The sequence below is a fragment of the Sinosporangium album genome, from assembly GCF_900100605.1.
Classification (GTDB): domain Bacteria; phylum Actinomycetota; class Actinomycetes; order Streptosporangiales; family Streptosporangiaceae; genus Sinosporangium; species Sinosporangium album.
Genome location: NZ_FNCN01000012.1, coordinates 40,517 through 59,626, shown reverse-complemented (window position 1 = coordinate 59,626; position 19,110 = coordinate 40,517). Strand labels below are relative to the sequence as shown.

At 69.1% G+C, this 19,110-nt stretch carries 19 protein-coding genes; 10 read left to right on the top strand and 9 right to left on the bottom strand.

The window, feature by feature from the left end; translation table 11 throughout:
- Positions 1-132 precede the first annotated feature (132 nt).
- Entirely contained in the window at positions 133-306 is a 174-nt protein-coding gene (locus BLQ73_RS32410; RefSeq protein ID WP_176955455.1) for a hypothetical protein, read from the bottom strand.
- Positions 307-421: 115 nt separating this feature from the next.
- Here BLQ73_RS32410 and BLQ73_RS14600 point away from each other — a divergent pair, with 115 nt between their 5' ends.
- From BLQ73_RS14600 to BLQ73_RS14590, 3 genes are read left to right on the top strand one after another with little or no spacing between them, the layout of a single operon-like run.
- Positions 422-1,060, top strand: a complete 639-nt coding sequence (locus BLQ73_RS14600) for a hypothetical protein (protein ID WP_093170996.1) — start codon at positions 422-424, stop codon at positions 1,058-1,060.
- Between the two features lie 46 nt (positions 1,061-1,106).
- The gene (locus BLQ73_RS14595; RefSeq protein WP_093170995.1) at positions 1,107-2,240 is read left to right on the top strand and encodes a sensor histidine kinase; all 1,134 of its coding nucleotides are present in this window, start codon (positions 1,107-1,109) and stop codon (positions 2,238-2,240) included.
- On the top strand, positions 2,237-2,932 hold the full coding sequence (locus BLQ73_RS14590; protein WP_093170994.1) for a response regulator: 696 nt from the start codon (positions 2,237-2,239) through the stop codon (positions 2,930-2,932). Before BLQ73_RS14595 ends, BLQ73_RS14590 begins: the two co-directional genes overlap by 4 nt.
- Before the next feature lie 66 nt (positions 2,933-2,998).
- Here the strand turns inward: BLQ73_RS14590 and BLQ73_RS14585 are convergent, their stop codons facing one another.
- Positions 2,999-3,727 carry a MerR family transcriptional regulator gene (locus tag BLQ73_RS14585; RefSeq protein WP_093170993.1) on the bottom strand — a complete coding sequence of 243 codons (729 nt, stop codon included), beginning with the start codon at positions 3,725-3,727 and terminating at the stop codon, positions 2,999-3,001.
- A gap of 63 nt (positions 3,728-3,790) precedes the next feature.
- Between BLQ73_RS14585 and BLQ73_RS14580 the strand changes: the two genes are divergently transcribed.
- Complete coding sequence (locus tag BLQ73_RS14580) at positions 3,791-4,453, top strand: hypothetical protein (protein WP_093170992.1); 663 nt, start codon at positions 3,791-3,793, stop codon at positions 4,451-4,453.
- 341 nt (positions 4,454-4,794) lie between these two features.
- Here the strand turns inward: BLQ73_RS14580 and BLQ73_RS14575 are convergent, their stop codons facing one another.
- Complete coding sequence (locus BLQ73_RS14575) at positions 4,795-5,955, bottom strand: radical SAM protein (protein ID WP_093170991.1); 1,161 nt, start codon at positions 5,953-5,955, stop codon at positions 4,795-4,797.
- Positions 5,956-6,243: 288 nt separating this feature from the next.
- On the opposite strand from BLQ73_RS14575, the gene BLQ73_RS14570 reads away from it, so the two are divergent.
- Genes BLQ73_RS14570 through BLQ73_RS14555 form a run of 4 tightly spaced genes read left to right on the top strand, consistent with a single transcriptional unit; the run spans position 6,244 to position 10,023 of the window.
- The gene (locus BLQ73_RS14570) at positions 6,244-7,179 is read left to right on the top strand and encodes a 3-oxoacyl-[acyl-carrier-protein] synthase III C-terminal domain-containing protein (RefSeq protein WP_093170990.1); all 936 of its coding nucleotides are present in this window, start codon (positions 6,244-6,246) and stop codon (positions 7,177-7,179) included.
- 47 nt (positions 7,180-7,226) lie between these two features.
- Positions 7,227-8,138 (top strand): hypothetical protein, encoded by a 912-nt coding sequence (locus BLQ73_RS14565; protein ID WP_093170989.1) that lies wholly within the window; start codon positions 7,227-7,229, stop codon positions 8,136-8,138.
- Positions 8,135-8,851, top strand: coding sequence for a hypothetical protein (locus BLQ73_RS14560; protein WP_093170988.1), 717 nt, complete (start codon positions 8,135-8,137; stop codon positions 8,849-8,851). The genes BLQ73_RS14565 and BLQ73_RS14560 overlap by 4 nt, the downstream gene beginning before the upstream one ends.
- Positions 8,848-10,023 carry an acyl-CoA dehydrogenase family protein gene (locus BLQ73_RS14555; RefSeq protein ID WP_176955454.1) on the top strand — a complete coding sequence of 392 codons (1,176 nt, stop codon included), beginning with the start codon at positions 8,848-8,850 and terminating at the stop codon, positions 10,021-10,023. Before BLQ73_RS14560 ends, BLQ73_RS14555 begins: the two co-directional genes overlap by 4 nt.
- A gap of 14 nt (positions 10,024-10,037) precedes the next feature.
- Here BLQ73_RS14555 and BLQ73_RS14550 read toward each other — a convergent pair whose 3' ends face one another.
- The 4 genes from BLQ73_RS14550 to BLQ73_RS14535 all read right to left on the bottom strand — a co-directional run bounded on the left by BLQ73_RS14550 (position 10,038) and on the right by BLQ73_RS14535 (position 13,415).
- Complete coding sequence (locus BLQ73_RS14550; protein WP_093170987.1) at positions 10,038-10,922, bottom strand: MaoC family dehydratase; 885 nt, start codon at positions 10,920-10,922, stop codon at positions 10,038-10,040.
- Positions 10,919-11,641, bottom strand: coding sequence for a 4'-phosphopantetheinyl transferase family protein (locus BLQ73_RS14545; RefSeq protein WP_093170986.1), 723 nt, complete (start codon positions 11,639-11,641; stop codon positions 10,919-10,921). Before BLQ73_RS14545 ends, BLQ73_RS14550 begins: the two co-directional genes overlap by 4 nt.
- Positions 11,642-11,683: 42 nt before the next feature.
- Entirely contained in the window at positions 11,684-11,965 is a 282-nt protein-coding gene (locus BLQ73_RS14540; protein WP_093171126.1) for an acyl carrier protein, read from the bottom strand.
- Positions 11,966-12,026: 61 nt separating this feature from the next.
- Positions 12,027-13,415, bottom strand: a complete 1,389-nt coding sequence (locus BLQ73_RS14535) for a preATP grasp domain-containing protein (RefSeq protein WP_093170985.1) — start codon at positions 13,413-13,415, stop codon at positions 12,027-12,029.
- Between the two features lie 253 nt (positions 13,416-13,668).
- Here BLQ73_RS14535 and BLQ73_RS14530 point away from each other — a divergent pair, with 253 nt between their 5' ends.
- Positions 13,669-15,078 carry an aldehyde dehydrogenase family protein gene (locus tag BLQ73_RS14530; protein WP_245691080.1) on the top strand — a complete coding sequence of 470 codons (1,410 nt, stop codon included), beginning with the start codon at positions 13,669-13,671 and terminating at the stop codon, positions 15,076-15,078.
- A 37-nt stretch (positions 15,079-15,115) separates the two neighbouring features.
- On the opposite strand, the gene glf is transcribed toward BLQ73_RS14530, so the two are convergent.
- Positions 15,116-16,267 carry a UDP-galactopyranose mutase gene (glf, locus tag BLQ73_RS14525; protein WP_093170984.1) on the bottom strand — a complete coding sequence of 384 codons (1,152 nt, stop codon included), beginning with the start codon at positions 16,265-16,267 and terminating at the stop codon, positions 15,116-15,118.
- Positions 16,268-16,284: 17 nt separating this feature from the next.
- Positions 16,285-18,117: a Rossmann-fold NAD(P)-binding domain-containing protein gene (locus tag BLQ73_RS14520; protein ID WP_093170983.1), complete on the bottom strand. Its 1,833-nt coding sequence runs from the start codon at positions 18,115-18,117 to the stop codon at positions 16,285-16,287.
- Positions 18,118-18,349: 232 nt separating this feature from the next.
- Between BLQ73_RS14520 and BLQ73_RS14515 the strand changes: the two genes are divergently transcribed.
- Complete coding sequence (locus tag BLQ73_RS14515) at positions 18,350-19,108, top strand: nucleotidyltransferase family protein (RefSeq protein WP_143020260.1); 759 nt, start codon at positions 18,350-18,352, stop codon at positions 19,106-19,108.
- Positions 19,109-19,110 lie beyond the last annotated feature (2 nt).

The window sequence follows — 19,110 nt, the reverse complement described above, 5'->3', positions numbered from 1 at the left end:
GAATAGATCCAGAGGTTGTCAGCAGTCAGACGAACGTGAATGCCCCATCTGCGGAGCGCACTCGCATACCGCGTCAGAGCGAGACGGGTGTCCGTTTTATGCGATTGGCGCGGTCGCGCCTCTGGCTCGTCCCTAAGGTTGGACATCGGTCCTGGTCGGCAACAGCCGGAGGACCCGCCACCGCCGCCCCAGGGCGGCGGGCAGCAGGAACACGCCGCGTACACCGTGAAGTGCGACCTTGACCGTGTCCGGCCGCTCAAGGTCGCCAACGGCCTGCTCCACCGGCAGGTCGGGGGCTGGGGGCATGTGTCTTCTGGCGGCGTCCAGGGTGCCGCCATTGTGACCTGCGGCACTTATGTGACTGGAATGCCGGCTCCTACCGTCGGAGCGTTCCTCCACTTCGGCGCGGTAAGGAGTTTTCATGCCCATTGTCTGGATGTTGCGGTTCGGCGCGGTGTGCGGCGTTGTCATGGCGTTGTCGCTCGGCGTGCCCGGCGCGATCGAGGTGTTCACCGGCGAGACCGCCGCGACCAGCCTGGTCATCGGGCTCGGCGCCGGGCTCGGGGCACCCGCGCTAACCGCGTTCCACCTACACCAGAGCGCCTTCTCCGGACGCTTCGGCGCCATCGCCTACGGCGTCAACATGATTGGGTTCAGCCTTTTCGCGGGCATCGCGTTCGCGCTCAACGTCGTCGTCTTCTTCCTCGACCCTGCGGTGGCGACGCAGTTACTCGCCGGGCCCACCCGAATCGTGCTGCTCACCGGCGTGGCCGTCTTCGTCGTCGGCACCGCGCTGTTCTGCGCGTCGATGGTGCGCGCACGGGTCTTCCCGCGAGTTCCGGCCTGGGGCTACGGTGTCACGCTGGTGCTGCTCGCGTTGTCCTCGTCGCTGCCCGACACGCCCCTGACCGGCGCGTTGCACGTGTTCGCCGCCGGATCGCTGATCTGGCTGTCGCTGTCGCTGCGGCAGGATCGCCGGCCAGGCCGGGGACGGCAGGATGCGGTGGTGCCCGGGCAGGCGGGGACACAGGCGGGGACACCGTACGGGATCGCCGGGTAGACGGGGAAGCAGCGTGCGGTCCGGATCCGGCCGTAGTCTTGCGGACATGCCCCTCTCGCGCCCGGTGCCATGGGTGTCGCCAGTGCTCTACGGCGCGGTGCTGGTGGCGGGTCTGTACGCCTGGCTGGCCGGGCTCGGCGACACCCAGCCGGTGTTGTTCACCGGCGGGCTGGCCGCGCTGGCCATGCTCGACCTGCTGGAGCGGCGCCGCTACCCGGACCTCACGCCGCCGCGGTCGGCGGCAGTGCTGCTGGGCGCGCGGATCGCGCTGTTCGCCGCCGTCGCGGCGGTCGACGGATCGCAGTTGTCGCGGGCGCTGTTCGTGCTCGTGCCGTTCACCGCGTACTTCGCCTTCGGCCCCGCGGTCGCGCACGCGCTCGCCGCGGCCTGCGCGCTGCTGCTGGTGGCCGCCGCAGCGGTGGCCGACCCGCGCTGGTACGCCAACGTCGAACAGGTATCCGACCTGCTGATGTTCGGGGTGGGGCTGGTCCTGGCCGTCACCATGGCGGCTGTCGCCGTGGAGGAACGGCGGGCCAGAGCCGATCTGGCCGCCTCCACCGCGAGGGTCGCCGAGTTGTCCGCCACGGCCGAGCGCAACCGGGTGGCGCGCGACATCCACGACGACCTCGGACACCATCTGACGGCGATCGTCGTGCTGCTGGAGAAGGCCGCCGCGTTCCGCGACCGGGATCCCGGCGCGGCGGACCACGCGCTCGTGGACGCTCACGACTCGGCACGGCGCGCGCTGGAGGACGTACGGCGGTCGGTGCGCACACTGCGCGAGGAACGGCAGTTCAGCCTCTCCCAGGCGCTCACCGACCTGGTGGCGGGCCAGGCAGGCGATGACGGCCTGGCGGTGGACCTGGAGGTCACCGGTGAGGAGAGCGGGCACGACGCGGCGGCACTCAGGGCGCTCTACCGGGCCGCCCAGGAGGGCATCACCAACGCCAGGCGGCACGCGCACGCCACCCGCGTCCGGGTGGCCGCCGCTCTGGACGCGACGGGCGCGACGCTGGTGGTGCGCGACGACGGCCGCGGCTTCACACCAGGACGGGAGGGGTACGGCCTGCTCGGCATGCGCGAGCGCGTGCAGGCGGCCGGCGGCCGGGTCGACATCGGCAGCGCCGCCGCAGGCGGAACCGTGTTGAAGGTCACCATCCCCCGCCGGGCCGAGTCATGACCCCGGAGCCGACCGACCACGCCGTTGACCCCGAGCCGCCGGTGCGGGTCCTGGTCGTCGACGACCAGCGGCTGATCAGGGAGGCCATCGCCTCGTTGCTCGGCATCCAGCCCGGCATCGCCGTGGTCGGCACCGCGGGAGACGGACGCGACGCGGTGGAACAGGCGGTCTCGCTGGCGCCCGACGTGGTGCTCATGGACGTCAGGATGCCCGAGATGGACGGTGTGGCGGCCCTCGCCGCCCTGCGCGACCGCGCCCCCGGCGTACGGGTGGTCATGCTCACCACCTTCGACGACGAGGAGTACGTCGTCCAGGCGCTGCGCGCGGGCGCGACCGGCTACCTGCTCAAGGACCTGCCTGCCCGGGAACTGGCCGCCGCCGTACGGCTCGCGCATGCCGGCGTCGCCCAGTTCGACCCGGCGGCGACGGCGCGCCTGGCCTCGGCCATCGCCGACCGGCCCGGCGCACGGCCCGGCACCGGGACGAGCACCCCGCCGGGTACCTCCCTCACCTCCCGGGAGGTCGACGTGCTCCGGCTGATCGCCCGCGGTTCGACCAACCGCGAGATCGCCGGGCGACTGCATCTCAGCGAGGGCACCGTGAAGAACCACATCTCGCGCATCCTCACCAGGCTCGGCCTGCGCGACCGTACGCAGGCCGCCGTCTACGCCCGCGACCACGATCTGCTCTAGGGCCACTCAGAGCACCGGTCCACTGAGCCGGACGTGCGAGCGCGAGTGGAGACCTCGCGAGTCATTTCAAGCCGGGCCAACGTGGTGGCTTCGGTCCACCGGCACCTCCAGAACGGTGGCGTTGGCACCGCCCGCGTCGATGAGGTGATCTTCCAGAGTGGGGCCGGCGACGGTCAGCCCGTGGCGGTGCAGCCAACCGAACAGCTCCTCACCGGCGCGGACGACACCGATCGAGGAGGGGACGACGGCACGCACAACCGCGCGGGCCGGCAGAATGAGTTGCTCGCCTCCCCGATCGGTGGTCACCGCTGCGGCGAAGCCACCCGTCGGATGTCCGCCGAGCCAGGTCAGCAAGGTCGACGGCGAGTCCGCCGCGCAGATGACGGCCAGCTCCGATGCGTGCTCGAGACGCAGGCGGCGGACGCGCAGGCGGCGCGGCCCCACCGTGGTCTGCTGAGGCAGGATCGATAGGGGCGTCACGAGATGGTCCTCAGCCTGCGCAGCGGTCGCGGCCAATGCGGCGATGTCGCGATGGAGACTCGTCACGTTTTCGGCCAACGCCTGTCGCAGCTGCGCCTCGGGCGCGTCAAGCAGATCGGTGATCCGGCGCAACGGCAGGCCGAGACGTTGCAATCCTCGGATGCGCTCCAGCCGGGATAACTCGGCCACGCCGTACCAGCGATAACCCGTAACCCGATCCACCGCGGCGGGCACCAGCAGCCCGATCTTGTCGTAGTGGCGGAGGGTGCGTTGGGATACCCCGGCCATACGCGCCAGCTGACCAATCCGCCACATGACGACTCCCTGTCCTCAATGTGTTGACCTTCTCCTTGTGTCAGGGTTCTACCGTCACCGTCCATGACTGATCTGAACCCCGGGGCCCGGCTTGCCGGTGTCCTGCTGCTGATCTCGATAGTGGCCATGATTGCCGGTGCGGCCATAGTGGTGCCATCGGGGCTGACCCTGAATCCGGCCGACCCCGACGCCGCGCTCGCCGCGGTGGGCGAGCAGGTTGGGCTGCATCTGACCGAACTGGCCTTCGACGTGCTCGGCTGGCTGGCGTTGACCGCGGCCGGGCTGGTCATGGCCACGAACCCACATGTCGCGCCCAGGCCGCACCTGATAGTGCTCGCCGGTGGGCTGCTGGCCGCCGCCGGACTGGCGGGACTGCTTCACGACGCCGGAAACCTGGCGTTGACCCGGCTGAGCACCGATCCGGCCACACCGGCTGCCGCCACTGTGGCCACCGCGGTGATGCTCACCGCCAAGTGGATGGTCAACCTGGCAGGGTTGCTCTGGGTCGCCGCCGTCGCGGCCACCGCCGTGGGAGTCCCCATGCCCGGCGCGCTTCGCGTGGCCGGCGCCATCGCGGGGCTCTTCGGCCTGGCCGCGGTCGTGCTGCCGTGGACGACCGCGGCCGACAACCCGTCGGAGGCATCGGAACAGCTCGGGTACGCCCTCTACCTGCCGATCATGCTCTGGTACGGCGTACTGGGCTGGCGTTACCTGCGGAGGCGGTGAGCAGCGCACGTGGCCGCACAATGCGGAGGCGGCAACAAGGAAGAGCGTCTTCCTGGATCCCGACCGCCTGGACGCCCTCTCCGGACCCGGCCGACTCCACGCGCACGGAAACGCCGAACACCGCTCGACCCGGGCCGCCTTCTGCCGGTAGGTCTCGGGCTCCGGCCACCGCGTTGAAATATCAGAAAGCGGAAGACTCACTCATGCCGTGAACAGTGCGGCGCATTACCCCGTCCACCGCTCGACGTCCACCGCTCGACGTCCACTACTGGACGCGAAAACCGGCACACGGAGGCGAGAGACGGTGCACGGCAGACTGTCCCGTCCGTGACAGTTCCCGGTCAGAGAACGGGCAGGGTCGTCCGCGCACCGGCCTCCGCGGCGTCGCTCGCCCAACGGTCGGCGATGACGACCAGACGGTCGTAGTACCCTCGCTCCTCCGCGGCATGGAGGAGCTCGTCCGTACGGGACGCGCAGTCGCACCCGTCCCAGGAGCCGACCGCGTCTAACGAGTCACGCCGAGGTCTGAGCCGGAAGGCGGAGAGCGCGGCGATCAGCGTCGGGCGACAGCGCTCACACCCGTCGGGCCTGGACTGGACCACATCGTCGACCTGCGGGTTGAACCACGATATGTCCAGGTCGCCGTGGCCGTGTGTGTCGAGGGAGTCGTCCGCGCACTCGGCGAGCAACCGGACCAGCATCCACAGTGTCGGAGGTTCCCACAGTCCCCGGTCATGGGCCCAGCCGATCAGTGTTCCCGCCTTGGCGCTCAGCGGGAACACCATCTGGGTACCGAACCCGGCGGCGCGCGCGCCGCGGACACCGGCCAGGGTGTCCTGGTACGCCTCACGCGGAGACAGTCCGAGACCGCCCAAGGTGATGTTGGCGATGGGATCGAATCCCAGGCTCCTCAGCATCCCGGCCGTTTCGAGGTAGGCCTCCTGGCGGGTCGGCTTGAGATGGCACATGTTCCGGATCTCGGGATCCCAGGACTCGACACCGATCTGGCAGACCAAACGGGTTCCGGACGGCAGCAACTCCCGTACCCGTTCGAGCTTCTCCCGAGTGCACACTTCGGGACGGGTCTCGAAGGCGAAACTGGTCGGCCTGCGCTCGGCCACCTTGCGCAGGAGGCGGTCACGCATGTCCGGCGGCACTTCCTTCTCGTCGAGAAGGCTGCCCGACGGTGAGAGATAGAGGCTGGATCCCTGGGGAACGGTCGCGAGCTTCCGCTCGACCGCACGTGCCACGACCTCCGGCCGGATCTCCGGCCCGATCCCGTAGTTGCACATGCTGCACTGGCCGGCACGGTCATAGGTGCAGCCCCGCGTGCGGAACCAGAACTGGTACATCTGCGACTCGGTCCGGGGCCGGCCGACCGACACCTGGTACGTGCGGACGAAGACGTTGACGTACTCCGGGTACGGCGGGCGATTCTCACGGACCGCGATATTGGCCCGGACCAGTGCCCGGCGTAGATCGCGCGGTGCGGGGTTGACCATCTACGGTTCTCCCTGAGCTCGGACCAACGGTGCGGACGGTGTCTTCAAGGCGATGTCTTCGAAGGCGATGACTTCGAGGGCGGCCCGGTGATGAACACCGAGTCCCGCGCTACGCCCGGATATCGAGTCTTGGCAGTCCCGTGCTCCGTAGATAGCCCCTCTTCGGGGTATGGCCGTCGGTTCAGCCGTGTGGCGCGCCCATTGGAACCTTGGCGTTGGTGACGGGGCGCGACAGCCTTTTCCAGGACGGAATCAAGCCGACCCGTGAATGCCAGAGAGCGGTGCTACATGACGTCTCTTGAAGCCGTGTCCAGTTATGTGCCGAAGTCGGCCGTACCGATCCGCGATTTCCTGCGGAAGCACGGTTTCACCGAGGACCGAATCCGTGTCCATGAGCGCTATTTCGGTTTCTCTGAAATCCCGCTGGATCCCGGGGCGACCCTGGCCGACCACCTGGTGGCGGCGGTCCTCGCGATGGAGGATCTGGAGGCGTACCGGCCACGCATCAGGTACGTGGTCCATGCCCGGACCATGCCGGTCGTGGCGCCCTACCCCCTCAACCCGATCCAGGAGGTCTGCCACAGACTCGGGCTGGAGGAGACGACGGCTTTCTCCTTGACGCAGCACGCCTGCGCCTCGGGACTGCTGGCGATAGACGTGACCGGCCGCATGCTCGCGGCGGACCGGGAGCCAGGAGCTCTCGCCCTCGTGCTCGCGGGAGAGAAGGCGTTCACCTCGGCCGCCCAGGTGATCAACGACACCGGTGTGATGGGCGAGGGGACGTCCGCGGTACTGGTCGGCACCGACGGGCCGCGCGACCGGGTGCTCGGGTATGCGACACGCACCCATGGGAAGTTCCACGGCGGGGCCTGGACGGCGCCTGAGATCAACGCGGCCTTCCACGAGGAGTATCCCGGGTACCTCGCCGAGGTGGTCGAGGCTGCGGTAGGAAGCGCCGGGCTAGGGATGGCCGACATATCCGTCGTGTTGCCCCACAACGTCAATCGGATGTCCTGGCTCCGAGTCCTCAAACGGCTCGGGATCCAGGGGGCGGACCTGCTCTATCTGGACAACCTCTCCACTTGTGGTCACTGCTTCGGCGCCGACGCGTTCATCAACTATCGCTCGGCCAGGCAGAGCGGACGGCTTCGGCGGGGAGATCGGTATCTGATGACCGCAGTCGGCCTGGGAGCCACCTTCTCGGCGATGGTTCTGGAGCACTGAGCCGTCGCGGTCGGCACCGCACTGGCTCCTCCCATTCGAAACGGAGCATGCCCGAAACCATGTACGTGACCACGTCTCACCCTGCGGAAGACCTTGGCCTCGCCGATTCCGGGCCCCGGACGCTGAGCCTGGCGCTGGCGGTCCATCATCTGGCCGGTCCGGGGCGGCCGTTCGTCGACCACGACCACGACTACTTCACGGACCTCCTCACGACCCACGGACTCACTCTCGACGAGGAGCGTTTCGCCGCCGGACGCAACTCCTACACGGACCTGGTCTCGGCGCTGGTACCCGAAATGGGGCGTTACCGGGACCGGTTCGACCTGGCGATGATGGTGAGCGCGGCCCCGGACGCGGAACCCGGCTGGCCGATGTGTTTCCTCACCGAGGTCGTCGCGGCCCCCGGGCTAGCCTTCGCCATCGCGGACCAAGGCGTCATGGCGCCGTTCACCGCCCTGCGCCTGGCCACCGACTGGGCACGGGCGGGTACCGCGCGCCGGATCCTGCTGTTCGCCCTGGACCAGGCCAGCGTGCTGCACGACGGGCCGGTTCCCGACCACCTCAGGGTCGTTGAGGATTCGGGAGTGCTGCTGGTCTTCGACATCGACGCCGAGCCGCAGGGCCGGCTGGAGGCACGGAGGCCGCAGCGGATGCGGCCGGAAGCGGTTCCCGGCGGCTGGTCGGCGCTGCTCGGCGAGGCGCACGCCACGACGGACCTACCGGTCACGGCGGTGGCCGGAACGGGCCTGGCCGGCGCGCTGGGAAATGCCGCCGAACGGCTGGACGTCCCCCCGGGACGGCCAGCCACCGGTATGTGGGCGGTCCTGGTGGAGGGGCTGCCGACCTGGCGGGCCGAGGGACGTCGAGTACTGATGGCCGACTACGACCCGGACCTCGGCCGACTGTCCAGCTGCCTGATCGATATCGAACCCGTGCGGGGAGAGGAAGCGCGGTCATGACGGTACGGAGCACCCCTCCCCTTTCCGGTCCGGCCCTTTCCGGTACGGGCACGGATCCGTGGCGCCTGCTGTTCGACGTAGCCAGGCGGAACGGCTGGAAGGAGGCACTCGACACGCTGCACACCCGGGCGGGCCCAGGAGTCCTGCTCCTCGGTCCCGGTGGCCACGCGATCGCGTCGGCCGAGGCGGCGGCCACCGCGGTCAGGGTCAGGCTGGGCGGGCTCGAGTGGCCGCGGGCGCGTGGGACGGAGTCCGTGTACGCGCCGCCCGTGCCGGGGCTGGTCGCCATCCGTTCGAAGCTCGAGCCTCTCAGCGAGGGTACGGCGGTGTGGCCCGCAGCATGGGCGACGACCCTGGCCGGGCTCCGCCTCGGCCTCTCGTACGGGTTGCTCGACGCGGCCGTGAGCCATCTCGGCGCGCGGCTCGCCGGAGACGCCTCCCTACTGCAGCATCAGATGATCAAGGGGACGATCGCGGACGTGACAGTGGACCATCTCGAAATCCGCGCTGTGCTGGAGACAGCCGGCACCGAGGGGCTGCCCTGGGACTCCGTGGTGGACCTCCACGGGCGGACGACCGCCGCGGACCGGACGACGCTCCGGCTGTTCGGCGCCAGTGGTTACGTCGAGGGTGGAGCGGGGCGCACCGCCCATCTGTCGGAGTTGCTGGCTGACGTGTACGTCGGCCCCGCCAACGGGGAGGTGACGGTGTGATCGAGCTGGACCGGCGGCTGACGCTCCTTCGGGGACAGGCCCACGAATGGGCGGCGCAGATGCGTCCGCACGCGCTCGAAGTGGACCGTGATCCGGAAGCGGTGATCCGGATCGTCGACCTACCCGCGCTCTCCCGGGTCGGGACGCTGCAGATCCCTCCGGAGTTCAACCCCGACCCCCTGGTGGTCGGCGGTGAGAAGTTCTACCTGATGAGCGCGCTCGAACGAGTCGTCTTCTTCGAAGAGGGCGCCTGGGGTGATCTGGGCATCATGCTCGCCGCCCCCGGCGCGCCGATGACGGGCATCGCGGTGGACACTCTGGGCAGCCCGCGTCAGCGGGAGCTCTTCTTCGGCCGCATTCTGGAGCGGCCGACGTGGACGTTCTTCGCCCTGACCGAACCGGAGGTGGGCTCGGACGCGGCTCGGATGCGAACCCGGCTGGAGGGCTCGGCGGACGGGGCGACCGCCCGCCTGAACGGCGCGAAGCGGTATGTCGGCAACGCGGTCCGCGCGCAGATGGGCGTCGTGTTCGCCAGGACCGGTCCCGGCATGTTCGGCCTCGGCGCGGCGCTCGTGGAGACGGACACTCCGGGCTTCACGGCCGTCGCGGTGGACACCATCGGGGTCCGGGGGGCACAGCTCGGCGCGATAGGCCTCGCAGGGGTCGAGGTCGACCGGGACCGGATCCTCGGTTCCCATCTGTCCCCGACGCGGCGCGGCATGTGGGGATGGTTGAAGACCTTCAACCTGCTGCGTCCCGCGGTCGCCACCATGGGAGTCGGTGTGGCGCGGGCCGCGTTCGAGTACGTGAGGGAGCACCGTGGCGCAATGAGTGCGGACGAGCGGTGGCGGCTAGACCGGATCGGCCGACGGATCGAGGCCGTACGCCAGCTGGTCAGGGCGGCGGCGATCGCGGTCGACCACGACCCCTCGGACGGCCATCTGGCCTCGGCGGCCAAGGTGAGCGCCGCGAGGCTGGCGGAGCAGGTGACCCTGGAGGCCCTCGGCTTCTTCGGGCCGGGAGCGCGGCTGGATCACCCGCTGCTGGAGAAACTGGCCCGCGACGCCCGCGCCGTGGAATACATGGAGGGCACCCGCAACATCCAGCGGCTCAGCGTCTTCGCGGGAGTCGTCAAGGGGCGTTTCGATCCCGGCCGTTCGGCTGGCCGGTGAGGAGGAGGAGCCCCTCACCCGGGACGGCGTCCGCCTGTCCGGATCTCCTGGTTCACCCGCCGTGTCCGAGCCGTGCCGAGGGCGACGACCCGCTGGGCTTCGTCCGTCACTCTCACACGCAGCGAGTTCCCGCCGGGCGACCCGTGGACGGTCACGGTCAGACCGATGCCCAGCCGGATCAGGGCCAGGAACCGCATCTCGTACTCGGCCAGCTCCGTGCCCGGCCCCAGCCCCTCCAGGCTCTGTACGGCCCGCGCCATGACGTGCATGCCGTGCCCGATGACGTCCTCCAGGCCCTCGGCACGTGCCGCCGCGCTGTCCAGATGGATCGGATTGCGGTCACCGGACGCCTCGGAGTAGGCCGCGAGCGACTCACGGGTCGCCGGCGGGATCGCCCCGGTCGCCAGGACGGGCGCGGGCTCAGGCGGCCCCGTGGGAGCGGCACCGTCGTTCGGCGCGTCCGGGGCAGGAAAGGCCAGGCTGCAGCGGAGGTCGGCCACCGGGAGCCCGGCCATGTCCGTGTACCGGGTCTCAAGAACCGCCAGCCGTACCGTCCCTGGAGCTCGCGGGTACCGGCCGGCCAATCTGGTGGTCAGTGACAGGGTCTCTCCGACGACGATCCGCCGGTGGTACCGGAACCGCTGGGCGGCGTGCAGCGCTCCCGTCTTCGGCGCTCCGGCCGCGTCGAGAACCGAGCGGTCCTGCCCCCGCTCCATCTCCTCCAGGCAGTAGAGATAGGTAGGGGGAACCGTTGGCCGGCCGAGCCCACCGTTGGAGGCGGCCGCCGTGGCGGTGTATCCGGCCGGGTCGTCGCCGACGGCCCGTAGAAAGCGCAGGACCCTCGGCTCGTCCACCGTGACACGGTGCGCGGGGGTCTCGACGGTGGGCTGATCGGTCATCCGCTCCTTCTCTTCTCCTGATGAAGCCGCTCCGGGCTCCAGCTTCTCCGCGTGATCAGATACGGCCTACCACCGGCCATCGCGACCGCCGCCACATGACCGCCCGGAACTGTGACGTCCCGTACCGTCCACTGCCCGGACAGCCGGCCGGACGGATCGCGGACTACCACAGCGGGACTGCGGCTCGCCACCGGAAGACCCAGCCCCAGGGCCATACGTGCGCCCGCCGCCTTCACACACGCTTCCTTGCGGGTCCAGAGCCGGAGGAACACCGCGGCTCGGTGCTCCACCGCGGCCGTGGTGACCATCTCGTTCTCCTCGGCCGGAAAGTACCGCGCCGCCATCTCGGAAACGGGGCGGCGAGCGTGCAGGTGCTCGACATCGACGCCCACGTCCCGAAACCCGGTCACCGCGAGCAAGGCGAGGTCGTCGCAGTGGGAGAGGTTGAACCGCACGGCGCCGTCACCGCCGACGATCTCGGGCTTGCCCCAGCGCCCGGCCGTCAGCCGCACCGCGGCGGGGGCGACGGACAGGTAGCCGCCCAGGATCGAGCGGGTAGCCGCCCGCGCGCACAGAAAGGCGGAACGGAGACGCTCCGACGTATAGCCGCCGAGGCGTTCCCGTTCGTCGGCGCTCAGTACGGCCGCCATCGTCTTGGCCCAGCGTTCGGAAACGCTGAGTCCGATGAACCAGATATGCACCACATCGGACGCGAGCACGACCACCCTCCTCGGCTCGGTGGACGGTCTCACCCGGTCGAGTCAGCTCGGCGCGGGCAGCTGCTCCTCGACATACAGGGCGAGAGATCTCACCGTTTCGAAGTCGCTCGGTTCGAGCGTCTCGGGGTCGAACTCGACATCGAGCTCGTTCTCCAGCCGCATCAGCAGTTCGAGAACGCTCGTCGAGTCGAAGGAGAGGTCTTCGAAGAACCGCATCTCTGCGGAGATCGACTCCGGTCCGCGACTCTGCATCTCCGCGAGAGTGGCGATGACCACCCCTATCACGTCCGAGGTGCCGGACGTGCCGACTGACGGATCGGCCATGGCGCTGTCCATTGATGGATTCTCCGTTTTCTGTGGAGTTGATGAAGCGGTGCGAGAGGGATCAGCGCTCGGAGCCAAGAGCCGTCATTCTGGCTCTCATCGCCCGATCGAGCGCGGTGACCTCAGCTTCGGTCGAGCCCACCACCACCGCGTAGAGCCGGCCTTCGAACATGGTCGTTCCGTCGGCCGCTTCGAGGGCGGGGGCCGCGGCGTTCACCGTGGCGAAGTTGTTCACAAGCACGCCCGTGCGGCGACCGGGCTCCAGCAACAGCCCGTCCATAGCCGTCCTCAGCTCGGAGAACGCCAGCCTCTGGGTGAGCCGCAGCGGATACCGGGTGGCCAGCACCGCACCGTCGTCGAGGAAGAAGGGCTGCAGTCGTTCCTGGTAGGTCGACATGTTGTTGCGGGCGTTGATCTCGAGCACCGGGAAGACCTCGTCGTCGACGCCCAGCAGCGCGTCGACGCCGACCACACCGAAGTATCCGTCGGCGGCGAGCCGTCGGCCGAGCAGCTGGGCGGCCTTCTCCAGCGTGTCCGTCTGCGCGGCGGTCAGCCGGGCGGGCATCCTGTGTCCCTGGTGCACCCCGGACTCGGTGAGCGCCTCCTTGACGAAGTCGAAGCGGACGACACCGTCCCTGGCGACGGTGAACTGGTAGTTCAGGTCCGCCCTCTTGTCGACCCACTCCTCCACGACCAGGGCGAGATCCTCCCGGCCCGTCCGGGTGGCGCGTCTGACCATCATGCGCTCGACCCGCCGCAGCGAGGCCTCGTCGCGTACCACCAGGATGCCTCGGCCGGACACCCCGAAGGCGTCTTTCAGAACCACCGTCCGTCCAGCCGCGAGCCAGCCGGACACCTCCTCGCAAGCTGCGGCGAACTCGGTCATCGAGCGGCAGCACAGGCCCCGGGGCTGGCACAGCCCCAGGTCATCTGCGATCGTCCGACTGTAGATCTTGCTGTTGACCGACTTGCACGTCGCGGAGTCCGCGCCGGCCAACGGGAGGCCGGAACGCGCCGCCAGCCGCTCCTCCAGCAGGGAGACGCCGTGCGGCCAGATCCTGGCACCGGAGTCCACCAGGCGCCCGAGCGCGTCGATGAGCGGCTGATCGAGCAGGGCGTCCTGCGTCACCGTCCGCATCGGGTCCTGCCCGGTGACGGCGAGCACGTTCGGCAGAGCCAGCCCCAGGCTCTCCAGATAGCGCAGATAGTCGTCCTCCGGCGCCGACTTGAGCACGACGTAATCCCCGGCGCCCGCGAGTAGCAGGGCGAGCTCGTCCATCCGGTTCACCACTGCGGCGTTGCCCCTGACGGCGATCCGTGGCAGGCCGACCTCGCCCTCGGCCCACTGCTCCTCGACTTCGATGTTGCCGAGCAGCACCAGAGGGGTGTCGGGGGCACCGGTGAGCGCGGATCTCAGCCTTGCGGAGAAGTCCGCGAGAACCTCAGGCATCAGGTCGCTCCTGCTTCTGCGAATCCGGATCGGCGGAAATATGGCGGCGGCGCGGCCGAGCGAGCCTGGAAGTCGGACGTGTCACGCCGTCAATCTCACGGTTGCCACAGGTCCAGGACAAGGCTCGACTGGGCGCGCGACACACCTGGCGGCATGGCCATACCTCAAAGAGGAGCTTCAATCGAACACGACAGCACCGAGACTGGTTAATCCGGATCACCGGAGAGCGTCCGCCCGGCAGACAGGGGGCACGGTGTCAATCACGATGACCATCGACGGCAGGAGCGCGGCGGGCAGCGACCGGCTCCCGGTGGAGAACCCAGCCTCGGGCGCGACCGTCGCCGCCGCCCCGGCCTGCGACGGCGGGGAACTCGACCGGGCGGTGGAGGCGGCGCGGCGCGCGTTCACCGGCTGGTCCCGGTCCCCGGAGGAACGCCGTCGGCAGGCGTTGCTGGACTGCGGACGTGTCCTTGAAGAACATGTGGGGGAGATCAGCCGACTGCTGACCCTGGAACAGGGCAAGCCCCTTCGGGACGCCGAGGCGGAGACCCGGCTGGCCGCCGACTGGTTCGTCCGCACCGCCGGGCTCACCCTCGGCAGTGAGATCCTCGTCGACGACCGGAGCGCACGGATCCGACTGGACCGGGTGCCCCTCGGACCGGTCGCCGCGATCGCCCCGTCGAACTTCCCGCTCATCCTCGCGGTCGTCAAGGTCGCCCCGGCTCTGCTGGCCGGCAACACGGTGGTGCTGAAGCCGTCTCCGCTGACACCGCTGGCCACTTTGCGGATGGGCGAGCTGCTCGGCGCCGTCCTCCCGCCCGGGACACTGAATACGATCGCGGGCCGTTCCGAGCTGGGAGCCTGGCTGGTCGGTCACCCGGGGATCCGGCTGGTGTCCTTCACCGGCTCGGTCGAATCAGGCCGGGCTATCGCCCGGGCCGCGAGTTCCGACCTCAAACGGGTCGTTCTGGAACTGGGTGGAAACGACCCCGCGATCGTCCTGCCCGGCGCGGACGTCGGCCAGGTGGCGGCCGGGATCCTCCGCAGCGCTCTCGCCAACGGCGGCCAGTTCTGCGCGGCGGTGAAACGCGTGTACGTCCCGCGGGACCTCGAGGCCGAGTTCGGCGAGACGCTCGGCGGGCTCGCACGGCGTCTGACCGTCGGCGACGGCCTGGACCCGGCCACCGACCTGGGGCCGCTGGTCAGCGAGGCCCAGGTCGTCCGGGTCGGCAAGCTGGTCGGCGAAGCCGTGTCCTTGGGAGCGCGCGTCCTGACGGGCGGCCGCCGGCTGGAGCGGCCCGGGCACTTCTATCCGCCGACGGTGGTCACCGCTCTCGCCCCCGGCAGCCAGCTGGAGGCCGAGGAGCAGTTCGGGCCGGTCGTCCCGGTCCTCGCCTACGACTCCCTGGAGGAGGCCGTCGAACGGGCCAACGCCACGCGGTTCGGCCTCGGCGGGTCGGTCTGGGGCGATGAGGAGACCGCCGTCGACGTCGCCGAGAGACTGGACTGCGGAACCACGTGGATCAACTCGCACGGCGATCTCCGGCACGACGTCCCGTTCGGCGGACACAAGTCCTCAGGCATCGGTGTTGAGTACGGTTACTGGGGGTTGCTGGAATACACCCAGCCGAGGGTCGTCAACCTCGCCCGCGTCCCCCTCTGACAGGGTGCCGGCCGGTCCGGGAGAGTCAGCTCCGCGATCAGATCGCCCGGGCGCCGAATCGGGGACGCAGCCTGTTGTCGACCAGGGACAGCGCCGACGCGACGGCCGCGTGCATGTCCAGATACCGGTAGGTACCAAGCCTGCCACCGAAGAAGACGTCCCGCTCATCCTTGGCGAGTTCGCGATAGCGACCAAGTTTGATGCGGTCACCGGGCGCGTGAATCGGATAGTACGGCTCGTCCGACCGGCTGGCGAACCGTGAGTGCTCACGCATGATGATCGTTTGATCGTCCGGATACCAGTCGCGTTCAGGATGCAGATGCCGGAACTCGTGGATCCTGGTGTACGGCACCTCCTGGTCGGAATAGTTGACCACGGCGGTGCCCTGGAAGTCCTTCACCGAGAGCACCTCCCACTCGAAGTTCAGGGTGCGCCACCCCAGTTCACCCTCGTAGTAACCGAAATAGCGGTCCAGGGGGCCGGTGTAGACGATCGGAACGGCGCCCGGGGTCACCTCGGGGATGTCGAAGTAGTCCGTGCCGAGCCTGACCTCGATGCGCGGATGGTCGGCCATCCGCCGCATCCAGGCGCCGTAGCCGTCGACCGGAAGTCCTTCGTAGGTGTCCCTGAAGTACCGGTTGTCGAAGGTGTAGCGCATGGGGAGGCGGGTGATGACGTCGGCCGGCAGCTCCCTCGGGTCGGTCTGCCACTGTTTGGCCGTGTAGCCGCGGACGAACGCCTCGTACAGCGGGCGGCCGATCAGGGAGACGGCCTTTCCCTCAAGTGTCTGAAGGTCTGCGTCCCCGGCCTCGGCGGCGTGATGGCCGACCAGGGCGCGAGCCTCCTCGGGGGACATCATCCGGCCGAAGAACGAGCAGATGGTGCCCAGGTTGATCGGCATGGGGTAGACCCGGCCGCCGTGGACGGCGTAGACGACGTGCCGGTACTCCGTGAATCGGGTGAACCTGTTGACATAGCGCCAGACTCTCTCGTTCGAGGTGTGGAACAGGTGGGACCCGTACCGGTGCACCTCGATTCCGGTTCGTTCGTCGAACTCACTGTAGGAGTTGCCGCCCAGATGGTCACGGCGTTCCAGGACGACGATGTCGAGTCCGAACTCGGAGGCGCAGCGCTCGGCCACCGTCAGGCCGAAAAGTCCAGCGCCTACCACAATGAGGTCAGCTCTCACAGGGTTCAGAACTCCCGTCAGCTCGCGATGGAGAATTCAGCTTCGTAGGCCAGCCACTGCGCGAAAGTGTGAATTCCGTACTCGACGTCGACCACGCCGTCCCGGAGTGGAAGGCACGGTGTCGCGCTCGGCGGGACGGGCTCGCCCTCCGCCGCCCCGGCCGGTCCAGGCGGACTGATCAGGACCGGCCTGACGATCCGGCGGATGACCTCGGCAAGATCGCCGACCCGGTGAGGGACGTCGTTGGCGACCACCAGCTCCCGGTCGTCGAGGTGTCCCTCCAGGACGGCGGAGACCACATCGGCCAGATCTTTGACGTGCAGCAGCCTCAGCTCGGCCACTCCGTCGTCTCCCGTGTCTATGGGACGGTTGAGGAGCGCGTCCCACACCATCCGGCCGAGACGCGACCCGCGTGAACAGCCGGGTCCGTAGAGCTCACCCGGATGGAGCGTCCAGGAGCCGTCGGCGGCGGTCTCCCGCGATCCGTCGCCCAGTTTGCGGATCCGCACCGTACCCTCGGGGAGCGGGAGCGGCTCGGCCGCGGCCGGAGCCGTCAGGCCGGTGATGTCCACCACCCAGGCGGATCCCGCCAGCGCGCGGGACAGCTCCTCGGGTTCGTCCAGGTCGGCGACGGCGTACTCGATGTCGGGATGAGCTCCGTCCGGTGTCCTGGAGCCGACGGACGTCACACGGTGCCCGCGGTCGGCCAGCCCTCGCGTCAGATATTCGCCCAGAGGTGAGTTCCCGTCGAGCACCGCGACCCGTTGCCCTCGGCGATCTCTACGTACGGCCCCGCCCGGCGAGGTAAGCCGGTCCGCCGCCTCACGGCCCGCCGTGACGCCCGTCCGGACCAACTCGCCCAGTCGTTCCGGAAGCTCGTTGAGCGCTCCAGCCGGGAGAACGTGGCAGAGCCCCCCGGGCCCCAGAGTCGCCAGCGCCTGTTCGACCACCATCGGATCCGGCCGCGCGCCGTACGGCCCGGCCTCCCTCTCCGCCTCGGTGATCCCGGCGGCCAGTCCAAGCGCGTAGGCGGTGAGCCAGGTGCCCCGTACCGCGGCCGTGTCGACTCCGGGGACCGAGACGAGGCGCCTCGGCCGGAGAACCGCCGCCGGCGTGCCGAGACGCTCCAGATACTGCTCGCACTCCACGTTCTGCCAGCGGGGCCGCCGCGATCCCGGCACTCTGAGGGCGACCTGGGCCCTCCCGTTCTTGAAGAAGGGCACGACGGACAGGGAGTCCAACACCGGGTCCTCCACCGGCTCGGAACCAGAGGCGTCCAGGGACGGGAAGCAGGCGGATCGGCGCAACCCCTGGAAGTCGTTTCCGGACAGGCTGTTGAGATCCTCGTGCTCGGCCAGGTTCGGAACACCGACGAAGGTCCGTACCCCAGCGAGACGCAGAAAGCGGTACATGAGGACGTCCTCGGGCCAGGTCCCGTGCAGTTTTCCAGCGAACTCCACATATCCTGCGGCCACGTCACGGGGCAGGATGAGCGCGGTACACGGGGTGTATTCGTTCACCGCCGAAACCCAGCGGGAACCTGTCAACGCACCGATCCTGACGGCCGCGCCGTTGCGCGAGTTCCAGAAGGCGAACAGGGCCAGGGCCGCGTGGGGCATCGCCCTTATCGCGTTCTCGGCGCGTTCGAAGAGCGTGTCCGAAAGCACCATGTCATCGTGAACCACCACGTGGTGGGTGGCGCCGGGCTCGATCGTGGACCAGGCGGCCAGTGAGGTCCTCAGCGCCGAGGGAGTGCCGTTCGGATCGGGATCCATCACGATGGACAGCGCCCTGCCCCGCACAGCCGCCGCCACTTTCTGGGCCCAGGTGAAGCGTTTCGGATGGGTCATCACGGATCCACTCAACCGGTATCGCGTTGATGATTCGATGCGCATTTAAATTCCATTCATCCCGGAAATCCAATGCGCACCTTACGGGCGCTTACCGCAGGCAACAACGGATCACATCGGTATAGCAGTATGTCCAGGTCCATCGGGCGGACCACTGGGGTTGGCCGTCCACCCGATGGATGGAGCAGATTTCTTGAAGAAGTATCCGACGTCGGATTTCTGAGAGGTGGCCTTGCACGCGATCATCATGGCGGGCGGTCAGGGCACTCGGCTCCGCTCGGTGACGGACGAGATTCCCAAGTCTCTGGTACGCCTCGGCGATCACCCGATCATCGAGATCATCGTCCGGCGGCTACGGGCGTCGGGATTCCGACGTGTCACCCTGTGTGTCTCGCATCTCGGTGAGATGATCGAGGCCGCGCTCGGAGAGGGTGGCCGTCTCGGTGTCGCGATCGACTACTGCTGGGACACCGAAGAGCTCGGCACGGCGGCTCCGCTGCTGCGCGTTCCGCGCTGGAACGAGCCCGCGCTCGTGATGAACTGCGACATCCTCACCTCGGCCGATCTCACCGAGATGTTCTCGGCCCATGTGAGGAGCGGCAGTCTCCTCACCCTCGCGGCGCGCCGAATCCAGATACCGGTGAGCTTCGGAGTCCTAGACCTCGACGAAGGCGGCCGGGTCGCCGGGATCCGGGAGAAGCCCCAGTTGTCCGTCGAGGTCTCGGCGGGGATCCAGGTCGTCGATCCCGGGGTGCGCGCATGGATGTCCGCCGGCGTGGCGATGGACATGCCCGAGCTGATCCTGGCGCTCATCAAGCAGCGATGTCAGGTTCGGGCTCATCCACTGTCCGCTTCCTGGCACGACATCGGCACACCGGCCAGTTACCGAACCGCCGCGGAGGCCTTCGCCCGCTCCCCGGACGAGTTCCTGAGACCGCGCCCGGCGCCATTGGCCAGGCCGCGGATCGCCCAGCCCGCGCTGGACGCCTGACC

Excerpts from the sequence above, each read along its gene's own strand:
- BLQ73_RS32410 (WP_176955455.1), bottom strand. The coding sequence starts at position 306 with ATGCCCCCAGCCCCCGACCTGCCGGTGGAGCAGGCCGTTGGCGACCTT.
- BLQ73_RS14565 (WP_093170989.1), top strand. The coding sequence starts at position 7,227 with ATGCCCGAAACCATGTACGTGACCACGTCTCACCCTGCGGAAGACCTT.
- BLQ73_RS14590 (WP_093170994.1), top strand. The coding sequence starts at position 2,237 with ATGACCCCGGAGCCGACCGACCACGCCGTTGACCCCGAGCCGCCGGTG.
- BLQ73_RS14540 (WP_093171126.1), bottom strand. The coding sequence starts at position 11,965 with ATGGCCGATCCGTCAGTCGGCACGTCCGGCACCTCGGACGTGATAGGG.
- BLQ73_RS14535 (WP_093170985.1), bottom strand. The coding sequence starts at position 13,415 with ATGCCTGAGGTTCTCGCGGACTTCTCCGCAAGGCTGAGATCCGCGCTC.
- BLQ73_RS14600 (WP_093170996.1), top strand. The coding sequence starts at position 422 with ATGCCCATTGTCTGGATGTTGCGGTTCGGCGCGGTGTGCGGCGTTGTC.
- BLQ73_RS14550 (WP_093170987.1), bottom strand. The coding sequence starts at position 10,922 with ATGACCGATCAGCCCACCGTCGAGACCCCCGCGCACCGTGTCACGGTG.
- BLQ73_RS14595 (WP_093170995.1), top strand. The coding sequence starts at position 1,107 with ATGCCCCTCTCGCGCCCGGTGCCATGGGTGTCGCCAGTGCTCTACGGC.
- BLQ73_RS14520 (WP_093170983.1), bottom strand. The coding sequence starts at position 18,117 with ATGACCCATCCGAAACGCTTCACCTGGGCCCAGAAAGTGGCGGCGGCT.
- BLQ73_RS14585 (WP_093170993.1), bottom strand. The coding sequence starts at position 3,727 with ATGTGGCGGATTGGTCAGCTGGCGCGTATGGCCGGGGTATCCCAACGC.
- BLQ73_RS14570 (WP_093170990.1), top strand. The coding sequence starts at position 6,244 with ATGACGTCTCTTGAAGCCGTGTCCAGTTATGTGCCGAAGTCGGCCGTA.
- BLQ73_RS14575 (WP_093170991.1), bottom strand. The coding sequence starts at position 5,955 with ATGGTCAACCCCGCACCGCGCGATCTACGCCGGGCACTGGTCCGGGCC.
- BLQ73_RS14560 (WP_093170988.1), top strand. The coding sequence starts at position 8,135 with ATGACGGTACGGAGCACCCCTCCCCTTTCCGGTCCGGCCCTTTCCGGT.
- BLQ73_RS14580 (WP_093170992.1), top strand. The coding sequence starts at position 3,791 with ATGACTGATCTGAACCCCGGGGCCCGGCTTGCCGGTGTCCTGCTGCTG.